At 49.8% G+C, this 23,460-nt stretch carries 23 protein-coding genes and 2 tRNA genes; 9 read left to right on the forward strand and 16 right to left on the reverse strand.

Annotation, left to right across the window (positions count from 1 at the left end; all coding sequences use genetic code 11):
- Positions 1 to 48 precede the first annotated feature (48 nt).
- The 12 genes from OGX89_RS11765 to OGX89_RS11820 form a co-directional block, all read right to left on the reverse strand.
- On the reverse strand, positions 49 to 1,083 hold the full coding sequence (locus tag OGX89_RS11765; RefSeq protein ID WP_045418694.1) for a TrbL/VirB6 family protein: 1,035 nt from the start codon (positions 1,081 to 1,083) through the stop codon (positions 49 to 51).
- Between the two features lie 71 nt (positions 1,084 to 1,154).
- The gene (locus OGX89_RS11770) at positions 1,155 to 1,430 is read right to left on the reverse strand and encodes an EexN family lipoprotein (protein ID WP_045418696.1); all 276 of its coding nucleotides are present in this window, start codon (positions 1,428 to 1,430) and stop codon (positions 1,155 to 1,157) included.
- A gap of 11 nt (positions 1,431 to 1,441) precedes the next feature.
- The gene (locus OGX89_RS11775; RefSeq protein ID WP_100280146.1) at positions 1,442 to 2,170 is read right to left on the reverse strand and encodes a TrbJ/VirB5 family protein; all 729 of its coding nucleotides are present in this window, start codon (positions 2,168 to 2,170) and stop codon (positions 1,442 to 1,444) included.
- A 22-nt stretch (positions 2,171 to 2,192) separates the two neighbouring features.
- Positions 2,193 to 4,940 carry a VirB4 family type IV secretion/conjugal transfer ATPase gene (locus OGX89_RS11780; protein WP_100280145.1) on the reverse strand — a complete coding sequence of 916 codons (2,748 nt, stop codon included), beginning with the start codon at positions 4,938 to 4,940 and terminating at the stop codon, positions 2,193 to 2,195.
- 11 nt (positions 4,941 to 4,951) lie between these two features.
- On the reverse strand, positions 4,952 to 5,230 hold the full coding sequence (locus OGX89_RS11785; RefSeq protein WP_045418700.1) for a TrbC/VirB2 family protein: 279 nt from the start codon (positions 5,228 to 5,230) through the stop codon (positions 4,952 to 4,954).
- Positions 5,227 to 5,871: a lytic transglycosylase domain-containing protein gene (locus tag OGX89_RS11790; RefSeq protein WP_058654380.1), complete on the reverse strand. Its 645-nt coding sequence runs from the start codon at positions 5,869 to 5,871 to the stop codon at positions 5,227 to 5,229. Before OGX89_RS11790 ends, OGX89_RS11785 begins: the two co-directional genes overlap by 4 nt.
- Positions 5,872 to 5,941: 70 nt before the next feature.
- A complete protein-coding gene (locus tag OGX89_RS11795; RefSeq protein ID WP_058654379.1) occupies positions 5,942 to 6,163 on the reverse strand; it encodes a hypothetical protein in 222 nt (73 codons plus the stop codon).
- Between the two features lie 391 nt (positions 6,164 to 6,554).
- Positions 6,555 to 6,764, reverse strand: coding sequence for a TraR/DksA family transcriptional regulator (locus tag OGX89_RS11800; RefSeq protein WP_045418705.1), 210 nt, complete (start codon positions 6,762 to 6,764; stop codon positions 6,555 to 6,557).
- The gene (locus OGX89_RS11805) at positions 6,754 to 7,341 is read right to left on the reverse strand and encodes a DUF2857 domain-containing protein (protein ID WP_072205886.1); all 588 of its coding nucleotides are present in this window, start codon (positions 7,339 to 7,341) and stop codon (positions 6,754 to 6,756) included. Before OGX89_RS11805 ends, OGX89_RS11800 begins: the two co-directional genes overlap by 11 nt.
- Positions 7,342 to 7,462: 121 nt before the next feature.
- Complete coding sequence (locus OGX89_RS11810; protein WP_003036401.1) at positions 7,463 to 7,648, reverse strand: AlpA family transcriptional regulator; 186 nt, start codon at positions 7,646 to 7,648, stop codon at positions 7,463 to 7,465.
- Positions 7,649 to 7,794: 146 nt separating this feature from the next.
- Positions 7,795 to 8,721 carry a hypothetical protein gene (locus OGX89_RS11815; RefSeq protein WP_286560531.1) on the reverse strand — a complete coding sequence of 309 codons (927 nt, stop codon included), beginning with the start codon at positions 8,719 to 8,721 and terminating at the stop codon, positions 7,795 to 7,797.
- Positions 8,722 to 9,453: 732 nt separating this feature from the next.
- Entirely contained in the window at positions 9,454 to 10,134 is a 681-nt protein-coding gene (locus OGX89_RS11820) for a TetR/AcrR family transcriptional regulator (RefSeq protein ID WP_181633565.1), read from the reverse strand.
- 272 nt (positions 10,135 to 10,406) lie between these two features.
- On the opposite strand from OGX89_RS11820, the gene OGX89_RS11825 reads away from it, so the two are divergent.
- From OGX89_RS11825 to OGX89_RS11860, 8 genes are all read left to right on the forward strand, one after another.
- Positions 10,407 to 11,819 (forward strand): efflux transporter outer membrane subunit, encoded by a 1,413-nt coding sequence (locus OGX89_RS11825; RefSeq protein ID WP_058654378.1) that lies wholly within the window; start codon positions 10,407 to 10,409, stop codon positions 11,817 to 11,819.
- Positions 11,819 to 13,018: an HlyD family secretion protein gene (locus OGX89_RS11830; RefSeq protein ID WP_181633566.1), complete on the forward strand. Its 1,200-nt coding sequence runs from the start codon at positions 11,819 to 11,821 to the stop codon at positions 13,016 to 13,018. Before OGX89_RS11825 ends, OGX89_RS11830 begins: the two co-directional genes overlap by 1 nt.
- Positions 13,019 to 13,021: 3 nt before the next feature.
- Complete coding sequence (locus tag OGX89_RS11835) at positions 13,022 to 14,554, forward strand: DHA2 family efflux MFS transporter permease subunit (protein WP_181633567.1); 1,533 nt, start codon at positions 13,022 to 13,024, stop codon at positions 14,552 to 14,554.
- A 105-nt stretch (positions 14,555 to 14,659) separates the two neighbouring features.
- A complete protein-coding gene (gene cyoA, locus OGX89_RS11840) occupies positions 14,660 to 15,586 on the forward strand; it encodes a ubiquinol oxidase subunit II (protein WP_095282498.1) in 927 nt (308 codons plus the stop codon).
- Positions 15,587 to 15,588: 2 nt separating this feature from the next.
- Positions 15,589 to 17,586 (forward strand): cytochrome o ubiquinol oxidase subunit I, encoded by a 1,998-nt coding sequence (gene cyoB / locus OGX89_RS11845; protein WP_100280143.1) that lies wholly within the window; start codon positions 15,589 to 15,591, stop codon positions 17,584 to 17,586.
- Positions 17,576 to 18,193: a cytochrome o ubiquinol oxidase subunit III gene (cyoC, locus tag OGX89_RS11850; protein WP_058654374.1), complete on the forward strand. Its 618-nt coding sequence runs from the start codon at positions 17,576 to 17,578 to the stop codon at positions 18,191 to 18,193. Before cyoB ends, cyoC begins: the two co-directional genes overlap by 11 nt.
- Positions 18,190 to 18,513, forward strand: a complete 324-nt coding sequence (locus OGX89_RS11855) for a cytochrome o ubiquinol oxidase subunit IV (protein WP_058654373.1) — start codon at positions 18,190 to 18,192, stop codon at positions 18,511 to 18,513. Before cyoC ends, OGX89_RS11855 begins: the two co-directional genes overlap by 4 nt.
- A 51-nt stretch (positions 18,514 to 18,564) precedes the next feature.
- The gene (locus OGX89_RS11860) at positions 18,565 to 18,957 is read left to right on the forward strand and encodes a helix-turn-helix domain-containing protein (RefSeq protein WP_058654372.1); all 393 of its coding nucleotides are present in this window, start codon (positions 18,565 to 18,567) and stop codon (positions 18,955 to 18,957) included.
- A 180-nt stretch (positions 18,958 to 19,137) separates the two neighbouring features.
- Here the strand turns inward: OGX89_RS11860 and OGX89_RS11865 are convergent, their stop codons facing one another.
- The 3 genes from OGX89_RS11865 to mtfA form a co-directional block, all read right to left on the reverse strand.
- Positions 19,138 to 20,406, reverse strand: a complete 1,269-nt coding sequence (locus OGX89_RS11865; protein ID WP_058654371.1) for a tyrosine-type recombinase/integrase — start codon at positions 20,404 to 20,406, stop codon at positions 19,138 to 19,140.
- A gap of 161 nt (positions 20,407 to 20,567) precedes the next feature.
- A tRNA-Asn gene (locus OGX89_RS11870) sits at positions 20,568 to 20,643 on the reverse strand.
- A gap of 132 nt (positions 20,644 to 20,775) precedes the next feature.
- Positions 20,776 to 21,540, reverse strand: coding sequence for a DgsA anti-repressor MtfA (mtfA, locus tag OGX89_RS11875; protein WP_125112518.1), 765 nt, complete (start codon positions 21,538 to 21,540; stop codon positions 20,776 to 20,778).
- 93 nt (positions 21,541 to 21,633) lie between these two features.
- Here mtfA and OGX89_RS11880 point away from each other — a divergent pair.
- Positions 21,634 to 21,723 (forward strand) — tRNA-Ser (locus tag OGX89_RS11880).
- 169 nt (positions 21,724 to 21,892) lie between these two features.
- Here the strand turns inward: OGX89_RS11880 and ompC are convergent.
- Positions 21,893 to 23,038 carry a porin OmpC gene (gene ompC, locus OGX89_RS11885; protein ID WP_286560538.1) on the reverse strand — a complete coding sequence of 382 codons (1,146 nt, stop codon included), beginning with the start codon at positions 23,036 to 23,038 and terminating at the stop codon, positions 21,893 to 21,895.
- Positions 23,039 to 23,460: the final 422 nt, after the last annotated feature.

Consider the following 23,460-nt stretch of genomic DNA (forward strand, 5'->3'; position numbering starts at 1 on the left):
GGCGTAGGCCACGGCGTGACGGGGAAAGGAAATTAAGGGTCGGGAGGATTAACGATGACGCTGCTGGTTCAGGCGTTTCATGCTTTCGATGGCGGCGGCGCGTTTCTGCCAGGCGCTCACGGTTTTACCCGCGCCTGCGCCGGTGAGCCTGCCGGTCGCCGCAGCGACGACGGCCATGCCGCCTTTCGCAGCCAGGCGGGCACCGCCCTTTATCCCCGGCCCGGCGAGGTCGGCGGATTTATTCGCCAGTCCGCTCAGACCACTCATGGCTGCCCCCTGCAGCACCGCCTGTACGGCGGCCCCGCTGAGTGCGCTGGCGAGCTTCGCGGAGAACCAGACCACCACACCCGCCGCAATCCCGGCCAGCAGGCACTGCGCCGCCAGCGTCACCATGTTGCTGATATTGGATGTCCGGGTCGCTGCGTCAAGGATTTTATTCAGGTAATTGATGGCGATACGGATGGATAAGGCGGAAAACATGATCGTCAATATTGCCGCGAAAATCGTTTTCAGCCAGTTATCAAACATCGGCTTAAGAAAACCGTACAGCAGGCAGAAAATAAAGAGCGGCGCGGTGGTCGTCATTAACAGGATGGTAATTTCAGCGAGCAGGTTCACAAAGGTGGCCGCCAGTAACAGAATGATCGCGCCGCCCCATACCAGCACTTCGGCAAAGCCACCATTCAGTTTGACGTAAGTCGAGGTGTCCATACTGAACAGCGTCTGCCCCAGTGTCTGTGCCTTTTCCCAGACAGTATCGAGCAGCGCCCAGACGTTATCATCGCCGCTGACACCGTCTTTAAGTCCCTGGATAGCCGCTACTGCCATATCCAGCCAGCCATCCCGGTTTAACGCAAAGGTGGTGATCAGCAACATTCGCCCCACATCCCAGACGACATCTTCAACCGGGGTCCGGAGTTTGCCAGCCAGTGTCTGATAGCCGCGATAGAGAATAAATAAGGTGAAAGAGCTGACAATGATGACGCTGATCATCGTACCGTAAGCGGAAGACTGACCTTCCAGTACGGCATTCAGTCCATCCATGATGTTTTTGTCCATACCAACAAAAATACCACCGGACATGGTGCCTCACCTGATATATAAAGAAAGGAAATAAAAAACAGGGAGAACTCCCTGTTTTGCTGGAGGAGATATTACCGGGTGACGGATTTTCTCTTTTCGGCTTCCTGCTGAAAGAGTGTCTCAAATTTTTCTTTTATTCCGGGCTTGCCAATTTGAGCGAACATAATGGCAGCCCGTTGAGCAAACTCGCAGTTATCGCTTGCCTCACCATCCTTCAGGCATTGCGTATAAACCGCATATGTTTCGTCTGGATGCTGCTTATACCAGGCTTCGGATTTGGTTTCCTTACAGCCGGACAGCACGATAACGCCTGTAAGTGCGCATAAGGTTAAAAAGGATCTGAGCACGGATAACCTCCTTATAAATTATTAAGGTCAGCAACAGGTGCCGTTAGCTGCTGCTGTTCAAAGGCTTTCTGTCTTTGCTGTTCCAGCAATGTCGTTCGCTGTTCAGCCTGTCTGACAGACATCTCCCACTGATTCGTCAGCGCATTTAACTGTACGCTTTTCGCCGCGATGGTGTTAGCCAGATCCTGAGACTCTTTCGAGTCCTGTGCATTCGATATACGATCGGATAAGTCTGATATATCGCTGAGTGTGCTGTTGATCCTGTTTTCAACGTCGGTGGTATTCTCAATCGCCATTGCCTGATTGAGGATTATCTGTTTGCAACTGTCGGCCAGAGCCTGAGATTTTATTCCTTCCTGTTCCGGGCTGCATACGCTGAACGATTTGTATTTACTGTAAAGGTTTTGCAGTTCAGCAGAATATGAACTGTTCTGCGTGGTCAGCAGTTCATCCAGTGAAATACCGCTCTTACGGAGATTATCAATATCGGTTTTCAGGCTTCTGGCATCGCTGAGAAAACCCTGAATATTCCGCACACCGGTTGCGGTAGCCAGTTGCTTTTTATACGCATCAAGTTCACTTTTATAATGGGTAACCGTATCCTCCCATTGCTGTAGTTTCTGCATCCACTGATTAATGGATTCGGTATTCTGCACGGCATCGAAAACCGGTATTCCGGCGCTGAATGCCTGCGTCGAGAAAAATAACAATAATGCCAGAAGATGATCCCGGGTACGCATTGATATTACCTCCGGTTGGCTTTCAGATTGCCCGCTCAAGGAAAGTGTCTTTCCATTCATCAGGTCGCATACCGTCCTGATAAATGGCATCGAATATTTTCAGGTTGTCCTCACTGCCGCTGAGAAGCCGGGTGAGTTTACCCAGTCCGGAAAGATCCATTTTCGCCATTGCCACAAACGGGCGAGTTTCTCCGGCCTGCAAAGGTGTTTTCAGGATGACCATATAATGCTCGCCCGGATCAAGGTTTCTGACCGTCTCATAAACGCTGTCCGGCACTTTCATTTTCTCCACGTAATCCGCATAGCTTGCTTTCGGATTGGCGAGGAAAATCTGGGTACCGCACTGCTCAATAATCGCCGGGGCGATGGGGTGTCTGACGATTTCATCCGGTGACTGTGTTGCCGGAACGAAGATACCGTTCAGCTTTCGGATGACTTTCAGCATATTGAGGGAGAAGCGGGAAAATTCGACATCGGCCAGCCAGCGCCAGAACTCATCCATAAACATCACCAGGCGGCGACCATCCAGAAGACTGGTCACACGGTACAGCAGGTAAAAGGTCACGGGGCCGCGAATATCGTCATCATCCAGAAATTCGGTGCCGTCGATACCAAAGTTATCGACATCGTTGATGGTGAAAGTATCGGCCTCGTTATCAAACACCCAGCCGAACTCGCCCCCCTGCGCCCACTGTTTCAGGCGAATACGCAGCCCGTTGGTGCGGGCATCTGTGGTCGGCGGCTCCGGCAGCACTTCCAGCAGCCGGGTGATCCCGTACCGGCGGTACTCCGGCGGATAGTCCAGCATGATGGTGTCCACGGCGGCACTGATCCGCTCCTCATCGCGCGGATCGAGCGGCTTACCGTTGCGGCGGCACAGCATGCGTACCAGCCGTTTGATGAAACTGATGTTCCGGCGGGTTGGCTCCAGCGCAAACGGGTTGAAGCCGGTGGGCTCGCCGGTATGGATGCGGAAATAACGCCCGCCCGCCTGGCGGATCGCCATCTCCGCTGCCCGGTCCTTATCGAAATACACCGTGGTCAGCCGTTTGATGGTGGCAGAAGGCGCAAACGACGCCGGGTTACGGTACTTCTGCATCAGTTGTTGCATAATGGTCATCAGCAGGGTTTTGCCGGATCCGGTTTTCCCGATAATCGCCGTATTCCCCGGCGTTTTCTCACCGGTGTCATCCCGCCCGGCCTGGCTGTCGTGCAGGTTCAGGTAATACCCGCCACCGCCGGGAGATGTGAGGATGGCGATGGATTCCCCCCACGGATTACCGCTGCGTTTGTGGGGATGGAAGTTATGCAGGCAGGCTATATCGGCAAAATTCTGGCTGCTGACGGCCACCAGTCGGGGTCGCAGCGTATACACGCCCGGCAGTTGCGCCAGATACGCGGCGGGCAGTGACAGGGTGGAGAGCGTCGTCATAATACCAAGATCGGCGAAGGGCTGGGCCAGAACATTAGTGTCCTTCACCACCTGTCCAGCATTGTCTGAGGAGATCAGCAGGGAAAAGTGGAATTTACCGCACGACACATGTCCGGACTGGAGCAGGTCGCGCAGGACAATCAGCTCTTCGCGCTGGGAAGTCGCGTCGTCGTCCGTGGAGTTAAGCCGTTTTTCCGCCAGACGGATATGATTCTGCGCCTCATCCCGTGCCATGCAGGTAAAGGACTGCGTCAGAACATACTCGCTTTCGGCGTACAGCAGCGCATCCAGCATACCGGTATGGGTTTCCGGGGAATAATCCTTAATCTCCAGGTTGCGGAAGAAACGGGAACCGCTGACCGTCTGGCATTCACCGGTGTCGGTGGTGAAAAAGACGTCTGGCGTACTGAGCGTTTCATAAAATGGTGAGCGCGTTACGGCCACCTTCTGCCACTGACCGGTAAGCAGACGATGGAAGAACGCCAGTTGTGAGGAATACACCTGCCCGTTTTCTTCATATATCCCCAGCGGCGTTGCCATATAGCGGGATAATGAAGATCCCAGTGCTTCGCGGTATTCCAGCATGATTTTGAGCGCGTCATCCAGTGCTGCCTGGCGTTTACCGTGCGACTGCGCTTTCATGGTTTTCTTCTCAATCTGAGAGAACGGCGCGTAGCAGACGGTGAAAAACAGCCGGTGCCGCCAGAACGGTTTTTCTTTTACCGGCTGGTAATACCGCCGGGTCACGTCATCGGAAAAGGGAATACCCGAACAGGCTTCAAAAGCATCATGGTATTTTTCGCGTAGCCGGTGAATATAGAATGTTACCGGCAGACCCTCATACGAACGAATAACGTTATTCAGGTGCGTAGCCATCAGGGTCAGGTGATGTTCGTCTTCACATTCAAAGACTGTGCCGCCCAGCTCCCAGGTGGCAACCAAATCACGGTGACGGTTTCTGATGACGTAGGGGTGAATATGGGAGGAATACGGAATATATTTATCCAGCGTAATACGCTCGCTTAATTTCATTTTCTGAATAAACTCCGAGACATCAACGTTATCGTACTGGTTTGCCAGCAGGGCATTCGCGCCAAAATGGGTATTGGTGAAAAGCCGTCCACGGGTTTTAAACGCCAGCCAGAGCAGACTGAAATAATGAATGTCCTTTCGGGTTTTATTTTTCATTTCCGCCCAGGCAGGAATGAGCAGAATCGCCAGGTAATAGCTGGCATAGACTGCCAGCAGGACGATGGCCCCGCTGACGAGAACGAACGGCACCAGAGGAATACCCATAATGGCGGCAGGCCGCGTCAGTGCTTTATTCAGCGTAGCCATCGTTGCCTCCCTTATGACGCCCAGTAGGCACCGAAGCCGGACGCGCCGACAATCAGGATCGCGCCGATGATGATGTTACGCATGTCATGCAGGCTCTTGCCGTCGAACAGCACCTTGTAGCCCACCCACATAGTCGCCAGTGTGATGGTGACGGCGGCCAGTCCCAGCAGGCCGGTCGAGGTATTGCTCAGTGTTTCATTGGCCTTGTTAAAACCACTGTCCGCCGCCAGCACCGGGGCAGACAGCAGCACGGAAGCAACAGCGGAGTAACGGCGTTTACGCATGATCATTTCTCCTCATCAGAGATAACGGGGGTAGCGCCGCGAATGACGGCACCGGGATAATGCAGGGAAGTCAGGACCGGCACAGTGGCACCGGCAGGCTCGCCGCGCAGCACAACGGCGGGATAACGGACAGACGGCTGTGCGTTCCGGTCAGGGTCACGCTGCCGGTCTTCCCGCGTGGACGGGACGACATAGCCAATGCGTTGCACGTAGCTGGTCTGGTTAAAGGTGGATTCCGGTCGCTGTCCGGTTTCAAAGTTGCCGGAGTAGTAACAACTGAGCGCCCGTTTCAGCGTTCTGCCGCGCCGGTAGCAGTCGGCGAAAATGCGCTCATATACCGACAGGTTGATGCAAGGGTTAAGCAGGTCGCTGGCCGTGACGCCGTAATGGCGGAAATTGGTGCTGGTGATTTGCATCAGCCCGACCGAATAGCGTCGGCCTTGTGCAGCCAGCTGTCTGGTGAGGTGGATCGCCTCCGGCAGGCTCGTGGGAAAATGTGAAATCACACCTTTACCGCCCGGCACGATTTCAGCAATGGCGTAAGGGTGAAAACCGGATTCGACCCGTGCCACATCAAGCGCCGTGGACGGGTGAACACTGGTGGCGCACTGCGTCGCCAGCGCCAGAAAGGCTGCGGTGGAAAGCATAGTGGCCTCGTAACCGTGGGTCCGGCAGCGCACACAAAAACACGTTACCGGGGAGAAGGACAAAAGCGGGTTAAACGGCTGCGGCATTCTGTGAAATGTCACTCTCTTCTCTCGGTTCGAGCAGTACCAGCCTGCCGGAAACCGCAATACCGGGGATCAGCACGATATTCAGGCCAGGCTTACCGTTATGTGCGAAGGCCACACCAACCCGGGTCCAGTACGTGTTTTTCTCGCCCTGTGCATCGGGCTGACTTTCCTGAGTGATAAAGACGTGATATAGGGGTTTTCGCATGATTTTTCCTCTGATAAAAAAGCGCGTGAAACATTGGTCACATCCCGATCCTGCATTCCGGTTTTAACGGGTCAGCGAGAACATTCAGCGGCACCCTGAATTGTGGTTACGTGACAGCCCGATCCAATTTGTTAAAGAACAATCCCCAGCCTGGACGAATGAACGTCCATCAGGGCAACCATGTTGTTATGGCATTTTCAGAATCAGATATTCAGTGCGGGATATAAACGATAAATTCAAAACAAAAAAAAGAGAGATAAACTGGCGAGGATTATCAGATGCGGAAAGAAGGAGAAGGATGCAGAACAGATAATAAAGAAGGCATTCTATTTTCATGGAAACAGAAAGACGTGCAGAGAAATAATATCTCCGAACGTCTTTATCGCTATTATTAGCGTCTGCGATGCTCAAGTTGTTCCTGACATTTTGTACAGGTGGTTATGCCCGGCAGGGTCTGCCGTCGTTTTTCAGGAATAGGTTTACCACATATACGACAGTGAAATAATGATGGTGTTGAACCCGGCTTAAAACGGTTTTGCTCAATCATCTCTTCCAGTCGCTGTTCATTAAATTCCTGATCGCGGTCGATCTCATCCGGCATGGAGAGTCCTCCTGCCAGTAGCGGCTCCCTGTTCGCACAGTGCGATACGTTTCCAGACCGTGGTGAGTGACAGCGCTTCGGCCTCTGGCTGCAGGATTTCCGTCACCTGCATCATGGTGATCAGTGCATCGGGCGATTCAAGGTTTTCTACCCTGCGCTGCTGCCATTGCAGCCAGATAGCCACATCTGTCTTTTCATCCGGCTCAGGGGTTCGGCCATACGGCACGCTGACACCCAGCAACCGACGGCGAAGGCAGACTTCATTGGAGGTGAGACCGAAATAGTGGTTCAGCAGTGCGATGGAGCCACCCAGTCGTATGGCCCGGTCAATCAGTTGTCGGCGCTGTTCTTCCTGACCAGAATGGGCCAGCAACTGGTGCAGAACATCGTGGCGTAGCGAGACCGCGATAAAAGGCGCGGCTGCTCGGCTCAGCGTAAAGAGTGCATCTGGCGAGAGCTGGCTGAGGGCATTCATTTCGTCAAATGTGAAACCGAGTTCTTCACAGTGACGAATATTGCCTTCATTAAGCGCCTGCAGGGCATTGGTGAGCACGGCGTAATTTAGTGAAGGGATCATAATATGTACTCCGTATATTTTGTCCAACAGGCAAGATAGATGCAGAAATATCTTGGTATGTAGCCTGTCGGAGGGCATTTAGTCGAATCAGTGGCTTTGATTCGCCTTCCCTTGACCGCCTTTAGCGCCGGGACAATTTAATATTGATCCATTCGTCAATTTCTGATTCCAGCCAGGCCACACTGGCTGGGCCGATTTTTATTGAACGAGGAAATGTACCCTCTTTCATATACAGATAGATTTGTGAACGTTTCAAGCCGGTTTTTTCTTCAACCTTTTTTAAGCGTAATAACTGATGTGATGTCATGATTGTCTCCTGTAGCAAAACAAACATTGGTATGTCTGGAGATAATAAAAAAGCATAACGGAAGGAGAAGTGGTAGTGGTAAACCCCGTATTACGGGGTTTAATAAACTAAATACGGGATCATATTATTGACAGATAAACACAATATCAATTTAATAAGGATGAGGAAGGAGGGGAACCACGCTCTAGTGCTGTTTTTAAAGTATCACCGCTTAGACGGTCAGTGATGCCATCAGCTGCCGCCCATTCTTCAAAAATTGTCAATAATTTATAGGGTTGTTTTATTAATGGGCTGATAACATCATTGTGCCTACAAGCGAGCCAAAATAACCTTGACAAGGGCGTGGATATTCTGGTTGAAGAGGGGAGGGATTTCTCTGTAACCTGGGTGCTAATTAGTTTCTCAATCTCTGAGTAACGAATAACAAAGCAGGAATCCTGAGGCAAATTATAGAGGGGGAAATATTCTTGCTTTGTCTTTTGATTTATCGTTCCCTCTGAAGAAATTCTCTCCATAATATCAAATGCCAGATCTGTTGGTAGGTTTTTTATTTGATGATCAATTCTACACTTCCAGGTTGTTTTTTCAAACAGCTGAAAAACTTCATTGGACATTGTAACAGTGATGCCATAATTTACCGTGTTTTTCCCAATAATTGGTAATGGTATATTCAATGAGCATGCGAGAAATTGCTTTATCAAAATACATTCAAATCCAATAAGTGATGTATCAATAATATTTTGTGTGGAGTGGACGTATCTGCCCTCAGTACTGAAAATTGAGTCCCATCCATTAATAAAGCTATTTTTTTCTAGCAGACATAAACGATGAATCAATGTCCCTCTAGCTGGATGCATTTTTACTTTTTGAAATGCATATTTTATTTTTCGCAGAATAATTGGAGATTGAAAGTATATGGCGAGATTAATTTTATTATATAATGCATAACGGTAAATATCACTCTCTTTGATTCTTTCGTTGCTCTCTGTATTAATTATGCTAACGGCTTCTTGTATGGTTACCCAGTCAGGTTTCGGAAGCGAACTGTTTATGATCTCGCTGCTTTTCAACATGAAAAACTCCTTTTACATATTTTTCTATGCAAAACTTAAATTACGATTCACGGTTTCATTATTTCTGAATATTATCGATAATGTACACATGAATCCTATTTTATAAAGTAAAGAGTTTAAAAATAAAATTGTTAAACTAGTTTTTAGTTCGCTATGAAATTTTCTCTTGTAACTATGGATGAGGAGACGATTTCCTAAGAGCATAATGAAGGATGAACTGAATAATATTAAGACTAATGAAGATAAAACTCTATGAATAAAATGTCGAGCAGAAATAATAAAGAGTAGTAGTACAAGATCTTTATGGCGAAAATGTTCATATTTTCGTTTGTAGGATCCCTGTTGAGAGAATTCAATAGTAATCCAATCTTTTATATTGCAAGGGTTATGTTTGAGGCATTTGCTTGAGCGCTGCTTTGTCTCATAGATGCTTCCTGGTGCTGGTAGAGAAATTGCCTCCCAGTGCTCCATTAGTTCTGAAAACCTTACTACTCCGATCATGCTAACGTCTCCTGACTAAAACGAACGGTACGGTTCGATTTGATCAGAATAGACAAGATTTCTGTCAAGAGGCAAGTTAGGGCGCTAACTAAATTTAGTCGCCTAGAGTTATAGAGAAGAACGATTCGGAAAATGTAATCCACTTGATGGTAGTGTTCCATATAATAATATGGAACAAATTGATAATATTATAAACTCCTGAGCATCTTCTAATTTCTTTATAACAGATGATTATAAGTATCCTTTACGAAAGGCTAATAAAAAGGCATTGACCGCATCCTTTGCCCATTGATCACGCTGTGCAGCAGAAGTGGAAGATTTTGGATGCATTAAGCACTGTATTTGAGGCTCACCGCGTACCATATTCACGAATAAGGAAGCAACTGCATTTCGCCCAATACCACCTAACGAAATTTCTCCTTTAGATTCAGCTTGTTGTAGTATTTCTGCAACAATGTTATTTATCTTTTTTGGACCTGCTAAATAGAAACGTCTACCTAATTCAGGAAAACGCGGTGCTTCAGAAGCTACAACACGGTAGAGGGCGAGGCCATTTTCAGAAAGCACAATATCCAGATACGTTCGGGCTATTTTAAATAATTTATCATAAATATCTTTTCCCGAAATTTTAATTTTATGTACTTTTTGAAGAAAACGCTCGCATTCTATCTCAATCACCGCTGTAAATAATGCTTCTTTATTCGGATAATATGCATATACGGTTGATTTTGAGACCCCAGCAGCCTGTTGGATCATATCTGTTGATGCTGCTGCATAGCCTCTTTCCAGAAAAATAGCTTTTGCTCCTTCAAGCACGCGTTGTGCTTTTTCAGGTAAGTTACTAACTATATCATTAGAAAGTATTTTATTTTTTCTTCTAGTGTCAATTGAGGTCTTTGTTGATACCGACATCTGCACTTCCTTATCCGGAATAAAGCTTGATCTTACCATAAGATGAAACTCGAAATCATATCGTTCAGGCCTGAGTGCTACTCGCGTATTTTTGCGACGTAGTTGAGTGCAATTTGGCCTTGACTGTACCGAACCGATCGGTTTACTTTGTTCGCCATAAACTAGAATAAACAGGGCGATCAAGAATGAGGTGTGTGTCAGGTTACAGATTTGCACATGGGACGAAGTCAGTAAGGTACCGTCCGCATTATCTGAAAGGATGTGTTATCTCCGTGCTCAGCCTTGCTTTGGGGTCATGTGCTGCGATCCCCGATCTGGGAACTGCTCCTCAGCCGGAGCAGGCTGCGGCGCTGATTTCACAACGCAGTTTTTCCGCTCCACATGCTGACTGGCCGCAGGAAAAATGGTGGATGGCCTTCGGCGATACGCAGCTTAACCAGCTGATGAGTGAAGCCACCGCGCATTCACCTTCTCTGGCACAGGCAGAAGCCCGGGTGCGTGAAGCCACGGCCAGAACCGGTGTCGCCCGTTCCCGGTTATACCCGTCAATGGACGCCAGCGCGTCCATTGATAAAGAGAAGCTCAGCTACAACTACATCTACCCTAAAACAGCCGTGCCGCACGGATGGAATGATATGGGGCGGGCCAGCCTCAACTTTAGCTGGGAACTGGATTTCTGGGGTAAAAACCAGGATGCGCTGCGTGCCGCGACATCCGAAGCCAGCGCCGCTGAGGCAGATGCCGCCGCCGCGAAACTGATGCTGACGACGATGCTCGCGGACGCTTATATCCGTCTGCAGTACCAGTATGACAGTCGTGATATTGCGGCCCGACAGCTGCGTAACCGGACGGATACCGTCAGGCTGGTGCAGTTACGCCATGCTCAGGGACTCGATTCCAGAGTCTCCGTGGAAGAAAGCGGTGCCCGGCTGGATGCCGCCAGAGCGGCGCTGGCTGAAGCCGATGAGCAAATCAAATTAACCCAAAACGGCATCGCGGCTTTACTGGGCCGGGGGCCGGACAGAGGGCTGGATATCCTCAGACCCCGGTTGCAGATGCGCCGCCCTGTCGGATTACCTGATGCGCTGAACGCAAACCTGCTCGGACGCAATCCGGAAGTGGTGGCCGCACGGTGGCGGGTTGAAGCCGCCGCCAGCAATATCGGTGTTGCCAGAGCGCAGTTTTACCCGAACGTGAACCTGATGGCCTTCGTCGGATACCAGTCACTGGGGCTGAATAACCTGTTCAGCTCGGGCTCTGATATCGGGAGCGTCGGGCCTGCCATCAGCTTACCCCTTTTTGAAGGCGGGCGTTTAGGCGCTAACTATAAAGGTGCGAGAGCGGAATATGAATATGCGGTGGCGTCGTATAACGAGGCGCTGACACAGGCATTACGTGAAACAGCTGATGTTACACGGAGCCTTGCTGCTCTGGTGGGCAGGTCAGAAGCAACCGCATCTGCTTTGTCCCACAGCGAGGAAGCTTATCAGCTGGCAAAAGCCCGGTATCAGGGTGGGCTGGCCGATTATCAGGAAGTTCTCATTTCTGAAGATGCGTTACTCCAGGCTGAGCTGGCGAATACAGCCATGCATTCCCGGGGTTATGTCTTGGATGTGTCACTCGTCAAAGCCCTTGGGGGCGGATTTGAATCCAGTTCAACATTTGATGCGCAGGTGAAACCGTAATGACTGAAGATAAAGATAAAAACGGCCCACAGGATATGGACAGGGCTCTGGATAACACGAATGCAAAACCGGATAGCGGTGATAAAAAAAAGCATCGCCGTAAATTATTCGCTTTGTTTGGTGGCGTCCTGATTCTTATCGCCATCGGTTATGCCATCTGGCTGATTTTCTTTGCCGGTAAATCCGTCTCAACGGATAACGCCTATACCGCTGCCGAAGTCGCAGACGTCACGCCGCTTGTCGGCGGACCGGTGAAGAAAGTAAATGTGGTCAACACGCAGCTTGTGCATGCCGGTGATGTACTGGTCGTGCTTGATGATACGGACGCCAGAATTGCGGTGTCACAGGCTGAAGCTGAGCTTGGCAGCGCCCGGCGGAAGGTGATGCAGATTATGGCCAATGACACCGCTCTGGGCGGACAGCTTGATTCGCGTGAAGCAGGTATTCAGAGCGCCGAACATGATGTGGCGAGGGCACGGGCCCGGTTTGATAAGGCCACCCTTGATGAGCGACGTCGCCGGAATCTGGTGAAAGCCGGGGCCGTATCTGAGCAGGATTTTACGGATGCGCAGACAGAATTACGGGAGGCAACGGCCGCGCTGGGAGAAGCGGAAGCCAGTCTGAAAGCTGCTCGCGCTGGCAGTGTCGAAGCAAAAGGATACCGGCAGGCGAACGAGGCCCTGTTTCTAAACAGTACCGTTGAAACTAACCCCATTGTGGTGGCGGCCAGAACCCGTCTCGATCAGGCCCGTATAAACCTGGCGCGTATGGTTATCCGGGCCCCGGTGGATGGAGTGGTAACACAGCGCTCAGTGGATATCGGGCAGCATGTTCAGGCCGGAAACCGGCTGATGCGGGTTGTGCCCATCGAGGATATTTATGTTGATGCGAATTTCAAGGAAGGTCAGCTCAGCGACGTCAGACCGGGCCAGAAGGTAGAGCTGACTTCAGACCTGTACGGCAGCGGTGTTGTTTATCACGGCGTGGTTCAGGGATTTGACGGCGGCTCCGGTTCCGCGCTTTCACTGATACCGGCGCAGAATGCCACGGGTAACTGGATTAAGGTCGTGCAGCGACTGCCGGTGCGCGTTCGTCTGGAGCGGGAAGAACTGCGTAAAAATCCTCTGCGCATCGGGCTGTCCATGGAAGTTACGGTGGACCTGACATCGAATGCCAAAGATGACCACACGGAGAAATAAGGTATGTCTGGTTCAGCATTTCCACCTCTGTCCGGATTCAAACTGGTGGTTGCGGCAATCGTGCTCTCGCTCGGGAATTTTATGGTGGTACTCGATACCACCATTGCTAACGTCGCGATGCCCACAATATCCGGTTACCTGGGCGTGTCGACAACAGAAGGAATCTGGATCATCACCGCCTATGCGGTGGCTGAAGCCATCACGGTGCCGCTGACCGGCTGGTTGGCGATGCAGTTCGGTCAGGTGCGCGTATTCCTTTTTTCTGTTGTTGCATTTGTGATTTTTTCTGTCTGCTGCGGTCTTTCCTGGTCACTACCGAGCCTGGCCATTTTCCGTGTGCTACAGGGGCTTGCCGGTGGCCCGCTGATCCCGCTTTCTTCCACGTTACTGCTTGCAGCCTTCCCGAAGAAACAGGCCAACATTGCCGTGGCGCTCTGGGGAATGATGACGGTAGTAGCGCCTATATTCGGTCCGATACTGGGTGGGCTTATCTCGGATAACTGGAGCTGGCAGTGGGTATTTTACATCAATATCGGCTTTGGTCTGATTGTGGGGTTTGGGACCTGGTGGGTGCTGAAGGGGAAAGAAACACATATCAGCCGTTCCCGGCTGGACAGCGTGGGGCTGGGTCTGCTCGTCATCTTTGTGGCAGCCTTTCAGATCATGCTGGATAAAGGGCGTGAACTGGACTGGTTTTCCTCGGATATCATCATTGTCTGCGCCATTGTGGCCGCTATTGCCCTGATCTCGCTGATTATCTGGGAGCTCACCGCTGAGCAACCGGTGCTGGATCTGAGCGTGTTTAAGTCACGTAACTGGGTGGTATCAACCGTCACGCTCTGTCTGATGTTCGGTATTTTCTTCGGGAATATTGTGCTGACCCCCCTCTGGTTACAGCAATGGATGGGGTACACGGCAACCTGGGCCGGGTATGCGACGGGCCCCATTGGGATCCTGGCCGTCCTGAGCTCGCCCATAATTGGTCGTCTGCTGCCGAAGGTCGATCCCCGTCTGCTGGTGAGCTATGGCATGGGGGTGCTGGCGGTCTCCTTTGTGATGCGTGCCCTGCTGACGTCGCAGGCTGACTTTATGTCAGTTGCCGTTCCCATGTTCGTTCTGGGGGCCGGAGTTCCCGCCTGCCTTATCACGCTCACCTCGCTGGGCGTGTCCGAACTGCCGCCGGAGAAAGTGGCAGCCGGTTCCGGGCTGCAGAACTTCCTGCGTGTCATGTGCATGGCGGTAGGCTCTTCCCTGACCCAGACCTACTGGGAACATATGACAAAATTTAACCGGGCGGAGCTGGTGACGGCAATCAATCCTGACGTGCCAGGGATTGTCAGCAACACGCTGGGCGCGACCGGTATTCCGGCAGACACGTCAGCGGCCCTGTTTTCGAGAATGATCGATAGTCAGGCCATCATGCTGGCAACGAACGATTTCTATCAGTCGGCTACCGTTCTGATGCTGGGGTCCATAGGCATTATCTGGCTAATCAAAAAACCGAAAGGGCCGCTTCAGAAGATGTCGGGCCATTAAATAACAGGAATGGCGGTAGCGGGAATGAGAAGGGCAGAGCGTCTCCCCGTGAAAAGGTTTCATTATTTATTGCCGGTCTGCAAGTCCGTGAAATGAGGTTGTCCCATGCGACATCATAAATATAAGACCATTGTGAAGTGCCTGCCGGTAATAACAGGGACGTTATTACTGAGCGGATGTCATGCCGTTTTACTTGATCCCAAAGGGCAAATCGCTATTGAACAACGGGCGCTAATCATTACGGCATTTTGTCTGATGTTAGTGGTCGTTATTCCTGTGGTTCTGATGGCAGTTGTGTTTACCTGGAAATACCGGGCCACGAATACCACGGCGAAATATACGCCTGACTGGTCCCACTCCAATAAAGTGGAGGCGGTGGTCTGGACGGTGCCCGTCCTGATTATTCTGTTTCTGGCCGTGCTGACATGGAAGTCTACCCATGCGCTGGACCCATCCAGGCCACTGACCTCTGCGGTGAAACCCATCGATATCGAAGTCATCTCCCTGGACTGGAAATGGTTGTTTATTTATCCCCAACAGGGTATTGCCACCGTCAATCAGATTGTATTCCCGATAAATACCCCCTTGAATTTGCGTATTACATCCAATTCCGTGATGAACGGCTTTTTTATTCCGGCACTCGGCAGCCAGATTTATGCGATGCCGGGCATGCAGACCCGGCTGCATCTGATCGCCGGTGAAACGGGAACCTTCAACGGAATCTCGTCCAGTTACAGCGGCAGGGGCTTTTCCGGCATGAAATTTAAAGCGACTGCCGTACCGGATAATACCGCGTTTGAACAGTGGATCGCTGATGTGAAGAAATCACCGGATATGCTGCTTGGTCCGGCTGATTTTGAAAAATTGGCTGAGCCTGACGAAAACCACTCGGTTGAATTCTTCTCTGTCGTCGATCCGACGCTGTTCAGATACGTGACTAAAAAATTTAAAGCACACGATCACGATAAGGAGACGGGCATGACTGGGTCAGAGCCGGAACAACACCTCTCACACAGAGCGCGGGGAAATTAATTATGCTTACAGGAAAACTGACGCTGGATGCCATACCTGAGGACCCGATTGTCAGGGTGACGATCGTTGCTATTCTGATACTTGGTGTGGCAATTGTTGCTGCCATCACATATTACGGTAAGTGGAAATATTTATGGTCCGAATGGCTGACCTCCGTTGACCATAAAAAGCTCGGGATCATGTATATCATCGTCGCGTTTGTGATGTTACTGCGCGGCTTTTCCGATGCAATCATGATGCGCAGCCAGCAGGTACTGGCCTCATCTGGAGTGGAAGGGGCAGGGTATCTGCCGCCCTGGCACTATGATCAAATTTTTACGGGTCACGGTGTAATCATGATTTTTTTCGTGGCGATGCCTTTCGTTATCGGCCTGATGAATATTGTTGTGCCTCTGCAGATTGGTGCGCGTGATGTGGCTTTCCCTTTCCTGAACAACCTGAGTTTCTGGTTAACGGTGGTAGGCGTGGTGCTGGTTAATCTTTGCCTGGGAGTGGGGGAGTTTGCGACCACCGGCTGGCTGGCATATCCGCCGCTTTCGGAGTTAGCGTACAGTCCCGGTGTCGGGGTGGATTACTGGATATGGACACTCCAACTGTCGGGGATCGGGACCACACTGACCGGGATTAACTTCTTCGTCACCATACTGAAAATGCGTGCACCGGGTATGACGATGTTTAAGATGCCGGTGTTCGCCTGGGCGTCGTTGTGTACCAACGTACTGATTATCGCCTCTTTCCCTGTGCTGACCGTCACGCTGACATTGCTGACCCTTGACCGCTATCTGGGCTTCCATTTCTTTACCAATGATATGGGCGGCAACATGATGATGTACGTCAACCTGATTTGGGCGTGGGGCCATCCGGAAGTGTATATCCTGGTGTTGCCGGTCTTCGGGATCTACTCGGAAGTGGTGGCAACTTTCTCTAAAAAACGCCTTTTCGGTTATACCTCACTGGTCTGGGCAACGGTCGCCATCACGGTGCTCTCCTTTCTGGTATGGCTGCATCACTTTTTTACCATGGGAGCCGGTGCGAACGTGAATGCCTTCTTCGGGATCATGACGATGATTATTGCCATCCCGACGGGTGTGAAAATCTTCAACTGGTTGTTCACCATGTATCAGGGGCGCATTCAGATGCACTCTTCCATGTTATGGACAATAGGCTTTATCGTCACTTTCTCCATAGGGGGAATGACCGGGGTCCTGCTGGCTGTTCCAGGAGCTGACTTCGTTCTGCACAACAGTCTGTTCCTGATTGCCCACTTCCATAATGTGATTATCGGCGGGGTGGTGTTCGGCAGTATGGCTGGGGTGACCTACTGGTTCCCGAAAGCGACAGGTTTCACCCTGAATGAAAAATGGAACAAGCGGGCTTTCTGGTTCTGGATCATTGGTTTTTATGTGGCCTTTATGCCGCTGTATGTACTGGGGTTCATGGGGATGACCCGCCGTCTGAGTCAGAATATTGACCCCCAGTTCCATTCCCTGCTGGTTGTGGCCGCTGGCGGTGCAGCGCTGATCGCCTGTGGGATCCTGTGCCAGGTCATTATGTTCTGGGTGTCAGTGCGCGATCGTCACGAAAACCGTGACCTGACCGGGGACCCGTGGGGTGGACGGACACTGGAATGGTCTACCTCTTCCCCGCCGCCGTTCTATAACTTTGCTGAGGTGCCCGTTGTCCGTGAACGTGATGCGTTCTGGGAAATGAAGGAAAAAGGCGACGTGTACAAACAGCCAGCCCGCTATGAAGAAATTCATATGCCGAAAAACAGTGGGGCGGGGCTGATTATTGGTCTGCTTTGTATCGGGTTTGGCTTCGGGGCTATCTGGCATATCTGGTGGCTTGCGGGCTTGTCATTCCTCGGGATTATCCTGACGTGGGTGATTAAAAGTTTCGATGAAGATGTGGATTATTATGTGCCAGTGCCCGAGATCCAAAAAATCGAGGATCAGCGTTTTGCAGAAATAAGCAAAGCCGGTGTGACATATGGTAAGTGAAGCCCTGCATTCATCTGATCGCGCCCGTGCAGTGCACGGGCATCAGGAGCCAGGAAACAGTAAGATTTTTGGCTTCTGGATCTACCTGATGAGCGACTGCATTATCTTCGCCACTCTGTTCGCGACTTATGGCGTCATGGTAAACAACATCGCAGGTGGCCCGTCGGGTAAAGATATCTTCGAACCCTCGTTTGTCCTGGTGGAAACCGCACTGCTTCTGCTGAGTTCGATTGCCTATGGTTTTGCCGTTATCAGCATGGACAAAAACAGTGAAGGGGGAGTTCTTGGCTGGCTGACCCTGACATTTCTGTCCGGTCTGGGCTTTATCGGAATGGAAATCTGGGAGTTCAGTCACCTGATTGCTGAGGATTTTGGTCCGCAGCACAGTGGCTTTCTGTCGGCGCTTTTTACCCTGGTGGGGACTCACGGTCTGCATGTGACCTGCGGACTGATCTGGATGCTGGTCCTGATGTATCAGATTGCCCGACGGGACCTGTCTGAGATCAATCGCACCCGTCTTATGTGCCTGAGCCTGTTCTGGCACTTCCTGGATGTTATCTGGATTTGTGTATTCAGTATCGTTTACCTGATGGGGGTCATGTCATGAATCACTCTGTAAATACGGAAGGGGCCGCGCACGGCAGTGTGAAGTCTTATATGACCGGTTTTCTCCTGTCGGTCATGCTGACTGCAATTCCGTTCTGGCTGGTTATGGGTAGGGGCACCACTGAGGGATCCATCCTGGGAGGCGTTCTGGTGTGTGCTGTTGTTCAGGTGTTGGTGCATCTTATCTATTTCCTGCATCTAAATACCGCTTCTGAAACACGATGGAACCTTGTGGTTATTGTCTTTACCGCGGTCATTATCTTTATCGTGATTACCGGGTCGTTATGGATCATGTGGAATCTTAATCACCGGATGGTATGAGAAGGATTGCTGTCTTTCTGTTATTCCAGACTGCCTCATTGTGGGGGGGATATGGATATAAATAAAATACGAAAGAAAAATATAAACCGGCTTGTGGTGTATGAAATTATGCAATGGATTGATGAGCATCTGGAGGAGCCGCTGAAGGTTGAGGATGTTTCCGCAAAAGCTGGTTATTCTAAATGGCATTTTCAACGGATGTTCAAGGAGGTGGCAGGAATAAGTCTAGGGAAATATATAAAGCTTGAAAAACTAAGACGTGCTTGTTTTTTACTGGAGAATACGGATATACCCGTCATAGAGGTGTGCTTTATGCTCGGGTTTACCAGTCAGCAGGTATTTACCCGAGCGATGAGAAATGAAATGCATCATACACCAGGGGCTGTCAGAAGGAATAAACCTGTTCTGAAAAAGAGTTCTGGTATAAAGCGTGATGAGTTATAACCCTCTGATGAATATCATACCCCTCATTGTTTTGTTCTAAAATTACAGGGCGGATTTTAATACCAACTGACAAGGACAAATGGAAGGGGAAATACCATGAAGAAGATACAGAAAAATAACAACAGCATCTGCGTTGTCAGATGCTATTGTTATCGTAATCCTGATTAGTTTTTTGCTGACTCAGGTAGCTTCATGACTGATATTTTTACTATATATATATGGGGGAACATAGTTTTCCCGGCATGTATAAAGATAATCAGACCACCACTGCATCATCGCTTTGCGGGCTTCCAGATGTTCAGCTTTGTGGATATAAGCTATCCGCACGCTGTTGCGTTCCTGATGACTCATTTGGCGTTCAACAGCATCCTTTGACCAGAGTCCGGATTCCATTAAGGCGCTGCATGCCATTGCCCGAAAGCCATGGCCGCAAATGTCCATTTTTGTGTCATAGCCCATCAGTCGCAGTGCCTTGTTGACTGTATTTTCACACATTGGCCTGTAAGGGTTATGGTCACCGGGGAACACCAGTTCCAGATGACCTGAGATTTCCTCTACTTGTTTCAGGATAACGATGGCTTGCCGGGATAATGGAACAATGTGGGGCGTGCGCATTTTGGCTCCGCGTCCGGAATAACGAACACCGGGAAGAGCTTCGCGGGTAGCGGGGATGGTCCAGATACAGTTCCTGAAATCAAACTCGCTCCATCGGGCGAAACGCAGTTCACTGGAACGGATAAACAGGTGAAGGGTCAGAAGGACCGCTTGACGGGTTAACTCTCGTCCCTGCTGATAACCATCAATGCGCCCCAGCAATTCCGGCAGGCGTTCCAGCGGCAGGGCGGGGTAGTGGCGCTTAACGGGGGGCGCTGTCACGCCGTCAAGGTTTGCCGCCGGGTTGCTGTCAATGAATCCCTGATGAACCGCATGACGCATGATGTTACAGAGGTGCTGCCGCGTGCGGGACGCGACTTCCAGCAGACCTTTTTTCTCAATGCTTTTCAGCAGGTCAATGAAATGACGGGGTTTAAGCTCCGTAACGGACAGATGCCCGATGACCGGGAAGATATGCCTGTTCATGCTGGCAAGCAGACGGTCGGCGGTGTTCTGCGACCATTTTTTATTGCTTTTATGCCACGCCAGCGCCACTGTCTTAAAGACCTTTTCCGGTGAGCGGGCGGCTCTTTCGGCTATACGTTGCTGAGCGGGGTTAATGTTCTGCGCCAGCAACTTGCGGATACCGTCTCGTTGTTGCCGGGCGTCGGAAAGGGATACATCGGGATAAGCGCCTAAGCCAAGGCGGGATTCTTTACCGTTAATTCGATACTTAAGATACCAAAGACGTGAGCCGCCTGGATTGACCAGGAGGTATAAACCGTGTGAATCGGAGACTTTGAAGGATTTTTCAGAAGGCTTGATACTGCGGATTTTCGTGTCGTTGAGAGACATATGGGGGTCACTCCATAATCGAACCAAACTGACCCCAAATCTGACCACCAAATTCTTCCGATGCAGAGAGTAAAATCAAAATGCATCGGGAAGATTTTTCACGCTAACTTATTGAACCAACATTAGATAAGGATTCGCAAAGAGGCATGAAAACGAGAATATGGCTCCTCTGACTGGACTCGAACCAGTGACATACGGATTAACAGTCCGCCGTTCTACCGACTGAACTACAGAGGAATCGTGTGAACGAGGCGCATATTACTGACCTCACCATGAGGTGTCAACAGTAAAATTAGCACGTCATTTCAATTGGTTAATTAATCTTCAAATTCAGCGTTAATGCACATTTGGTGAGCGACAATGGCCACCTTAGCGGGTATCGCGTAACCGCTCCATGGGGTTCTGGCGGTAAAACTGAATAAAACGCTGCCATAAGGCCGGAAAGCGTGGTGCAAATAATTCAGGGGCACTGAAGAAATACTCCGATAGAACGGCAAAGCATTCGGCAGGATCGGTCGCTGCGTAGGCATCTATACTGCACGCGGTGTCACCGACCAGATCAATTTCATCCTGAATGTTATTCATTGCGGCATGCAGGTCGTGCTCCCAGCTGGCGATATCGCGCAGGGGGATTGCCGGAACACCGCTGGCACGGTCGCCATTACGCATATCAAGCTTATGTGCCACTTCATGGATGATCAGATTAAAGCCGGAGGCATCAAAAGAATCCTGAATGTCGAGCCAGTTAAGGATTATCGGACCTTGTTGCCAGCTCTGCCCGGACTGTACAACGCGTTGATTATGCACCAGCCCAATATCGTCCTCCCATTCATCGTCCACGACAAACGGGGCAGGGTAGATGAGAACTTCATGAAACCCGTCGAGCCACTCGATCCCTAATTCCAGAACAGGTAAACAGAAAAGCAGCGCAATACGCGCACTTTTCAGTGGGTCAAGTTCAAACCCCTGAAGCGCTACCAGTCTTTTTTGCTGTAAAAAGCGCTCGGCCAGGGCGATAAGCCTGGCTTGTTCTTGCTCGGTGAGATTCACCAGAAGAGGTATAGCCAGGGCGTCGTCCCACGGCCAGTCGTCACTCCGGGTTGTTTCTTGCTCTTTCCAGGGCCACTTAATCATCGTTTTGCTCGCAAACTCGTCACTTGAACGAAATTGACGGAACGGGGTCTGTTAAAATGCCAAATTACCTGGCATCATGGCAACCGCCAAAACGGAGAGATGCCAGAGCGGCTGAATGGACCGGTCTCGAAAACCGGAGTAGGGGCAACTCTACCGGGGGTTCAAATCCCCCTCTCTCCGCCACTATTCAAGCACTTGCACGCCTCGCTTTCAACGACAGTTCTCATGGATGTTTTTTTCTTTGAGTATCCTCACAAGTTTATCGTTGTAATGCCCGTGTGATAAAAAAATACGTTTCGTATAAATAAAAAGCCCGCTTCATATGAAGCGGGCTTGCTTGTTTTTGCGTCAATTAGAACTGATAGATCATACCAACACCCACGACATCATCAGTGGAAATACCGACAGCGTCGTAGAATGCATCATCACCGTCCAGCAGGTTGATTTTGTAATCAACGTAGGTGGAGAAGTTTTTGTTGAAGTAGTAGTTAGCACCAATAGATACGTACTTAACCAGATCTTTGTTGTTGTACTTATTGGTAATGAATCCCATGTCTTCAGTCAGGTCCTTACCTTTAGACTGCAGGTAAGAAATTTCCGGACGCAGACCGAAATCAAACTGGTATTGAGCCGTTATTTCGAAGTTCTGAGTTTTGTTAGCAAAACAGTTATCACATTTGCTACTACTTCCTACTGGGGTCATATTGCGGGTTTCCGCATACATGGTTGCCAGATAGATGTCGTTAGCATCGTATTTCAGACCAACGGTCCAGGCTTCTGCTTTTTCACCATTTGCAGTGGTACCATACTGTTGTTCATTGGTACGGTCAGACGTTGAGAATGCTGCACCAGCAGTGATACCCATGCCGAAGTCGTAAGTGGTGGACATACCGAAACCGTCACCGTTCTGTTTGCGCACATTACGACCGTTGTTGGTTCCTTCCTGACCAAAGACAGAGTTTTCGCTCTCATTTGCACCTTGATACTGCAGTGCAAAATTCAGGCCCTCAACCAAGCCAAAGAAATCAGTGTTGCGGTAAGTTGCTACACCGTTGGTACGGCCTGTCATAAAGTTATCAGTGTAGGTGTATGAATCACCGCCCCATACAGGCAACATATCGGTCCATGCTTCGATGTCATACAGCACGCCATAGTTACGGCCATAGTCGAAGGATCCATAATCACTGAATTTCAGACCCGCAAAACCCAGACGAGTAGCAGTATTCGTACTACCATCTTCAACTTCATTTGCCTGAATGTTGTATTCCCACTGACCAAAACCGATCAGATCAGAATTAATCTGAGTTTCACCTTTAAAACCCAGACGTACATATGTAGCGTCCCCGTCCTCAGTAGTATCTTCGGAGAAGACATGACGTGCATCGACTTTACCGTACAGATCCAGTTTATTGCCGTTCTTATTATAGATTTCAGCCGCATTTGCTGCGCCTGCAGCTAATAAAGCAGGGAGAAGCAGTGCCAATACTTTTCTTTTCATTATGTATTCCCTTTGCATGATAATTAAAATGAATATGTAGCACTATCCGAGTGACTACATTTGGATACTATCTATGAAGTTCATTTAATTTAAAATATAACATGTAACAAATGTATTTAAAATATTTCCAAGTGTTTCTTGGGTGCCTTTTTATAACTTTGAATGTATGTGCATTACATTGTTATTTGCAAAATAAATCATTTTTAATCAATGCATTATGTATGGTGCATTATTTATTTTTGGAGTGCATTTTATTTGTCATGAGAATTTGTTTTTGTTATTCATATAATATATTTGTCGATATTGGGATTTTGGGTTTTATAAATTCATGAGGGTTTTGTTTTCGGTGTGATAATAAAAAATAATTATGTGATGGGGCAGGCAGTGGTTTGCAATGAAAATTGTTGCTAAGGTGATTTTCT

This window comes from Citrobacter sp. Cpo103, assembly GCF_030332605.1.
GTDB classification, from domain to species: Bacteria; Pseudomonadota; Gammaproteobacteria; order Enterobacterales; family Enterobacteriaceae; genus Citrobacter; species Citrobacter portucalensis.